The organism is Campylobacter sp. MIT 99-7217 (assembly GCF_006864365.1).
Classification (GTDB): domain Bacteria; phylum Campylobacterota; class Campylobacteria; order Campylobacterales; family Campylobacteraceae; genus Campylobacter_D.
Window position 1 is genome coordinate 1 of the sequence record NZ_QHLJ01000019.1, and the last position, 5,434, is coordinate 5,434.

At 32.3% G+C, this 5,434-nt stretch carries 3 protein-coding genes and 1 pseudogene; 3 read left to right on the plus strand and 1 reads right to left on the minus strand.

Going from position 1 to position 5,434, the window contains the following annotated elements:
- The 3 genes and pseudogenes from DMB92_RS09205 to DMB92_RS09045 all read left to right on the plus strand — a co-directional run.
- Positions 1-3,085, plus strand: a pseudogene (locus DMB92_RS09205) (hypothetical protein); the annotation flags it as partial.
- A gap of 348 nt (positions 3,086-3,433) precedes the next feature.
- The gene (locus tag DMB92_RS09210; protein ID WP_185900189.1) at positions 3,434-3,601 is read left to right on the plus strand and encodes a hypothetical protein; all 168 of its coding nucleotides are present in this window, start codon (positions 3,434-3,436) and stop codon (positions 3,599-3,601) included.
- 85 nt (positions 3,602-3,686) lie between these two features.
- Positions 3,687-3,977, plus strand: a complete 291-nt coding sequence (locus tag DMB92_RS09045) for a hypothetical protein (protein WP_142682739.1) — start codon at positions 3,687-3,689, stop codon at positions 3,975-3,977.
- A 187-nt stretch (positions 3,978-4,164) separates the two neighbouring features.
- Here DMB92_RS09045 and DMB92_RS09050 read toward each other — a convergent pair whose 3' ends face one another.
- Positions 4,165-4,404, minus strand: a complete 240-nt coding sequence (locus DMB92_RS09050) for a hypothetical protein (protein WP_142682740.1) — start codon at positions 4,402-4,404, stop codon at positions 4,165-4,167.
- Between the last annotated feature and the right edge of the window lie 1,030 nt (positions 4,405-5,434).

The window sequence follows — 5,434 nt, forward strand, 5'->3', positions numbered from 1 at the left end:
AAAGCAAATTAACGGACATTTTGCAGTGGTTGAAAGTATAAGCACTAAGGATAACGAGCTTAAATTTAAAACAGCCTTTAAAGAAAATGGAAAATTAAGTTTAGAAAGCAATATTTTTAAAAATGCAAAGCGTGTAGTAAATTCGCAAGGCGAACCGCTTGACCGCCTATCGCAAAGGACAGGGACAAACTTGGATACTAGCCCACGCTTTGATAAGGCAAATTCTACCACAAAAGCGGATAATTTGCAAGAAAGCGAGGAATTATCAAGTGAATTTAAAGAGCTTTTAGAGGCTGGTTATAGTTTATATGATGCTAAACCTCAAGAAATAATAAAAAAATTACTAAATACTCCCTCTTTCATAAATGAAAAATTGCTAGGTTACAGGCATGCTCCAGGATATACATTAGCACGCTTAAAAGCTCTTTTTTTAGCTGGAAACAAAAGCGAAGAAGAGCTTTTTAATTCTTTTGTATCAAACGAGGTGGCAAGGGCAAGAAAGGCTAAAATAAACGAAAAAGAAATTAATGAGTGGTTAAATAACAAAACACAACACGAATTTTTAAAAGACTACATAAAAGAGGATAGAGAGTTTGTAGAAAAATTCTTTAGAATTAAGCCAAATTTAGACTTTGGCACGAATTATGCTGAGTTTTATTTAGACGGAAAAAGAGCGATACAAAAGCTTTTAAAAGAAGAACAAGGACAAGTTGCAGGAGCTTTTCATAAAGAGGGCTTAGGGGATATCGATCTTGTTTGGGGAAATGATGATTTTGGGCTTAAGCATATATTAAAGCGTAGAAGTGATGATTTTATCAAACAAGGCTTAGATGAATACAAAGCAAATCAAAAGGCTTTAGAATTTCTTGAAAAGATACCTGAGATTGTAGAAAGTGGGCAAATCGTAGAAAATGCTGGAGTAAAAACAATTATACAAAAACTAGAAAATGGTAACGAACTTCGTGTAGGACTTTCAAAAGGCTTTAAAGGACAAGGTGAAAATGAATGGATTTTAACAAGTTATGAAAAAACGAAACCCCAAATGCAGAATTTCGACCAAGTCATTTCAAAAGTAGAGAATGGAAACAATCTATCTCTAAAGGTTTCTAAGCAAGATTATACTACAAATTTAGATGAAAGTCAAATTCTAAAAGCTCAAAAAACTTCACAAGAACCAAAGACTAAGACAGCAAAAAATGAGACTTTGATTGTTAAAAAAAATACTGAAAAAGATAATTTGCAAGAAAAATCAAGAACGCAAACCATGAAAAAGTTAATAAATGAAAAAAAAGAAGAAGATGATTATTATAAAGCACTTGATGAAAGATTTGGCGATATAGAAAAATACAAAATGCATCCTTTTTACCGCTTAAAACTAAAAAGCGATATTGATTTAATTATGGCAACAAACATTATTTTAAGCACCAAAAAAGCTTTAGAAAGGGGACAAAGATATGTATATTTGCCCTATGCTTTAAAACATAAAATAGAAGAAGACTTAAATATCCACCCTTTAAAAGAATTCGGTTATAATTTTGCTGAATACTACCGCGACCCAAAGGGTGCTATCAAAAGGCTTATATTTGAATCTGAGACCCTTGAACTTTTAAAAAATCGCAAAGATTATAACAAGGTTCAAAAAACCGACCTTTTTAAAGAACTTTATCCAAATGGCGAGTTTAAAGGACAAGTTGCAGGAGCTTTTTATAAAGAGGGCTTAGGGGATATTGATTTAGTTTGGGGAAATGAGGCTTTTGGGCTTAAGCATATATTGCAAAAACACGGAGGCGAGTTTGAAGATATAGCTAAGGATTTGAGTGAGATAGTGGAGAAAGGGGAGCTTATACAAGATAATTCAATTCAAACTATCTTATACAAAAAAGAGGGCGTAACTTATAGATTAGGACTTTCAAAAGGTTTTCAAGGAAAAGGCGATAATAATTGGATAATAACAGCTTATAAAGTGGATAAGTCGCAAGGCTCAGATTTTCTACCAAGAAGCCAAAACGGAGTAACCGCCAAGAGTGATGGGGCTAATCTACACTCAAACGACTTACAAGATAATACCACAAATTTAAATAAAAAGCAAGAAAATAAAGAATTAATTTCTGGGGTCAATAAGCTTTTTAAAGGCAAATCACAAGAAGATAAAGAGCTTTTAATGAAAGCATTTTATCAAATTTCTAATGTTTATAGAAGCTTGAAAAAACAAGGCGAAAGCTTAGAGAACATTGTGAAAATACTTGATAAAGAAATGCGTTTTGATAATGGCTTTGAAAACTTAAAAAATACCAATTTTAAAGAGCTAGCATTAAATTTACTCAAAAATAAACCTGATTTATTCGAACATGCAAATAATTTTATATTTGATAACACTAAAGATAAAATAATATATCAAGGACACAAAAGCATTACTGATTTTTTGAAAAATGAAAGCTTAGATAAAAACACATTGCATTCAAACGCACATTTAGGAGCTGGGCTTTTGGGGGGCTCTTTAAATGGGCTTGAAGAAGATGAGAACGGAAATTTAAGCTTTAACCCTGAAGCTTTTGTAAGGGGCTTTTTAGCTGGAGCTGGGGGAAGTTTGGCACTTAGCAAAGCTTATCAAAAGGCTAAAGAAAAATATTATGTGAAAAATTTTAATAAATTTATAGCTGATGTAAATAAAAATAAGCCTTTAAAGCCTAGATTTGAAGTAACACCAACATTAGAAAAAGAATTTAGAGAAAATAAAGTTTTAGTAAGCGATAAAATAAGAAAAGATTTAAATTTGAAAGGCGATGTTTGGGCTGATTATATTAAGTTAGCACAAAAACACCCTGAATATTTCGCAAACCCTTTACAAGCTAAAGAATTAACCGAGTATATAGCACAAAATCCAAGTGATTATTTAAACGCTAGAAAAGAAAATTATAAACTTATCGTTAGTGAGTTAAAAGGTGGTAAGGGTGTTTTTGCTTTAGATTTAGAATTTAAAGGCGGTAAGCATAGAATAAGAAGCGTTCATTTAATGACAAATACGCAATATAAAATCAAAAAACTAAAAGATAGGGAGAGCCGAACCTCCAATTCTGCCATGTAAATTTGACTATGTCAAAAACACCCTGCAGGTCGTGGGCGGTGTCGCCAATCCGCCTTTCTATCTTTCTTTGATAATTTTACTTATATTTGGCTTAATGCAAGATTAAAAAGTAAAACAAGGCTAGAAAGCTTACTAAATGATAAAGACTTGATTATAAGATATATATGAGATAATCTTACCGCTACTCACGCCTTACAATCCACTACGATAAGGCGATCTTCGCTGTCAAGCGGCGAATAAGTGGAGTATCTGTTGCTACCGCTTCGCGCGGTAAGATTGAAGTCATTATAAGCTAAAAAAGCTTAAGAAAACTTTACAAAGAAATAAATTTTTAAAAGGAGGTTTTAAATGTTGTTACTTTACCCTAGTTATGAAGATGGCAAAAATGCTGTCGGTGTAAGTCAAAGTTTTGGCAGTTTTTTTGAGGCTAGTTTTGTGGATTATTATTATACAAGTTTTAAACAAAAGATTGAAACTAAGGAACTAAGCCCTATTTTAAGGGGGGGGGGGGCTTAAGGGTCGTAAATTTAAGCTAGAATATGACATTACCGCTTGTCTTGATTTACGCCTTAATAGAACAGATATAATAAAAAAATTTCTTATGGTCAATATAATTTTTCCTATGCTCCTTATACAAACCAATAAACAAGTAAGTGAATATGCTTGGAAAAATTTAGCACAACTAGGACAGATACAAAGCAAAAGAGTATTTTATGATAGAGTTGTGCATGAGCGAAGAGATTTTGTAAAAATACCTGTATTATACGGCTTTAAAGAAGGTGTTTTTTATAATGATGAAGATGTTTTTGTAACTGCTCCTATGATCAGTCCACTTAGAATGCACTATAAAAAGCTTTTTTACACGGAAATAAAAACTAAGATTTGGATTTAATTATGGGAGGGCTTAGTAATGTTTGGTAAAATTAACTCCCACCCTGCTTTTAGCATTGTCTAATCGCTAAATTTAGATAGGGCTTAAAAATCACTTTTTTAAACTAATCTTTTAAAAGAGTGATTTAAAAATAGCATTGTATTGATTAAGTTTTTTAAAAAAAGGGACAAAAAATATGTGTTTAAGCTTAATTTTCTATAATCAAAATTAAGTCGTTAAGGTCTAAGTTTAAAAGCCTTGCAATAAGCACTAGTCTTGAGATGTCAGGCATAGAGCGGATTTTTTCGTTGCTTCTAAACCAGCATTTAAGACTATGCAAAGAGGTTTTAACGCCGTTTTGATTGAGAAAATCGATTAGATTTTGTTGGGTTAGGTTTAAATCATACATTTTTTTTCTTGCTAAGGTGCAATTAAATAAAATTTTCATAACTAGCTCCTTGTTTGATTGAAAATTTACCGAAAGCCGTGCCTCTTTCGGCTGGTAAAAATCGCATTAAGCTTAGACTAAGCACGGATAAATTATAATACTTTAGCTGTTTAAGAGATAATCAATGAGTTTGATTATCTCGTTTATTAACTTAAAAATTAAGATTACAAACTCGACTATCTTACTCATCTTTAACCCCCTTTCTCACAACCGAAAGAGTAGCCATACTTAATGCGATGAACGCTTTTAAAATCAATAATGAAGCTGGTTTCGTTAAGCTAAATTTACTAACTTAGCGAAAACCATTTAGTGAAACTTCGACAATTTCAAGTCGTCAAGGAAGCTTTAAAGAGCTTAACAGCTTACTTTTTATATAGTATGATTATATCATTCTAATATTTAAAATTAACTTAAATAAATAAAGAATTTTGATAATTTTCTTTAAAATTTAAAGCTTAGATACTTTGTGAATTACTTAAAATTTAGCTGATTTAATTTTAATATGGCTTTGAATTTTTTGTTGGCTAATGAAACAAATCTTAGCCTTAAGCTTTACTTCTGCTAGTTTTGTGAGTGCTAAGTCCCCCCCCCCAGCGTCATAATGCGACTGCTCACATAATTTTGCTTACTTAGTAACTGCCAAGCTTTGCTATACCGCCACTTTTTAACTCGCCGTTTATAATGTAAAATATCGTATAATAGCCGTGTCCTCATATGAGCTTACCCGCAAGCAAAAAAGTGTGTGGCTCTTATATATAATCACGCCAAGTATCATATGATTTAGCTACGCCACCTTTAAAGCTTCATAAGTTCTCTTATAATGTGGCTACTCTACTCATTATTCTAGCTAAGACAGCCTAAACCCTCAGCCCTAATAATCTTAAATTACCACCTCTAATACTAAATTTGTTACGCCAGCACCTCTAAACGCCCCATATAATTATATGTTGTTGCCTCATTATTTAACCAATCCGCCACCACCTCCCTCATATACAAGCGACTACCTCATAAACGCCTCATAATAAATCCG